This window comes from Streptomyces sp. NPDC057654, from assembly GCF_042800135.1.
Lineage (GTDB): Bacteria > Actinomycetota > Actinomycetes > Streptomycetales > Streptomycetaceae > Streptomyces.
On the sequence record NZ_JBHVHQ010001357.1, the window covers coordinates 1 to 1,434 of the forward strand.

The 1,434-nt window shown below is 74.3% G+C and carries 2 protein-coding genes and 1 pseudogene; 2 read left to right on the plus strand and 1 reads right to left on the minus strand.

Annotated elements, in window-relative coordinates:
• A pseudogene (locus ACFU99_RS43590) lies at window positions 1-596 on the minus strand (hypothetical protein); the annotation flags it as partial.
• A gap of 129 nt (window positions 597-725) precedes the next feature.
• Between ACFU99_RS43590 and ACFU99_RS43595 the strand changes: the two are divergent.
• Both ACFU99_RS43595 and ACFU99_RS43600 read left to right on the plus strand, forming a co-directional pair.
• Window positions 726-1,187: a hypothetical protein gene (locus ACFU99_RS43595; protein WP_384404312.1), complete on the plus strand. Its 462-nt coding sequence runs from the start codon at window positions 726-728 to the stop codon at window positions 1,185-1,187.
• A 9-nt stretch (window positions 1,188-1,196) separates the two neighbouring features.
• A partial coding sequence (locus tag ACFU99_RS43600; protein WP_384404314.1) for a roadblock/LC7 domain-containing protein occupies window positions 1,197-1,434 on the plus strand: 238 nt, incomplete at its 3' end.

Sequence of the window (1,434 nt, forward strand, 5' to 3'; positions counted from 1 at the left end):
GCGAGTACGCCCAGCCCGGTCGCGACGCACGCGGCGACACCGGCCAGTTCGCACAGCCAGGTCAGCCCGGCCAGCCCGGACGTAACGACACCGGCGAATTCGCGCAGCCCGGCCAGGGCGGCCATGGCGGTCCCCAGGACACGGGTCGGTTCGCGCAGCCCGGTCAGGGGGCGCGTAACGACACCGGCCAGTTCGCCCAGCCCGGCCAGTTCGACGGCGGCCCCGCCGAGACCGCGCAGTTCCCCCGCATCGGCGGCCCCGGCGACACGGGCGAGTACGCCCAGCCCGGTCGCGACGCACGCGGCGACACCGGCCAGTTCGCACAGCCAGGTCAGCCCGGCCAGCCCGGACGTAACGACACCGGCCTGTTCGCGCAGCCCGGCCAGGGTGGCAACGGGCCCGGCGAGACCTCGCAGTTCCCGCGCATCGGCGGGCCCGGCGACACGGGCGAGTACGCCCAGCCGGGACAGCCAGGACAGCAGGGGCAGCCCGGTCAGCAGGGCGACCCCTCCGACACCGGCCAGTTCCCGCAAGGCCCGCTCCCCGTCCGCGGTGGGCAGCCGGGCGGTGCGCAGCACGGTCGGCACGAGGGCCACAGCGGCGAGTTCCCCGTCCCCGGGCAGGAAGGCGCGCTGCCTCCCGCCGGGCCCGGGGACGGTCGGACGCCGCTGTTCGAGGCGCTGGAGACGGACTGGTTCAGCGGCGCCCGCGAGGACTCCGGTTCCGTGCCGTCGCAGCCCACGCCGCAGGCGCCCGCGCCGGGCCTGCCGCGGCGCGAGCCGCAGGACCTGTTCCAGCAGCCGATGCCGGGCCAGGACCAGGGACAGCCGCAAGGCCAGGACCAGGAACTGGGCCAGGGCCCGGGCATGGAACCGGCGGCCCCCAACGACAGCTGGCGCAGCTCGCCCAACGACGAGCGCTGGCGGCGGGCCGAGCAGATACGCGAACCGGCCGCGGGCGGCATCACGTCGTCCGGGCTGCCGCGGCGCGTGCCGCGGGCGAATCTCGTGGAGGGGACGGCACAGCAGCAGTCCCATCCGACCGGTCCGCAGGTCTCCCGGGCGCCGGATGACGTGCGCGGGCGGCTGACCAATCTTCGCCGCGGTATCCAGCAGGGGCGTCAGGCCGGCAACGGCCAGACCACCGGCAACCACGGCATTGACCCCACTTACCAGCAGGAGCGTTAGTTGAGTCCGATGAGCCAGGCGGCGCAGAACCTGAACTGGTTGATCACCAACTTCGTGGACAACACCCCGGGGGTGTCCCACACGGTGGTGGTCTCCGCCGACGGACTGCTACTGGCGATGTCCGAAGGCTTCCCGCGCGACCGCGCCGACCAGTTGGCCGCGGTCGCCTCCGGCCTGACCTCCCTCACCGCCGGGGCCTCCCGGATCTTCGAGGGCGGCAGCGTCAACCAGACCGTGGTGGAGATGG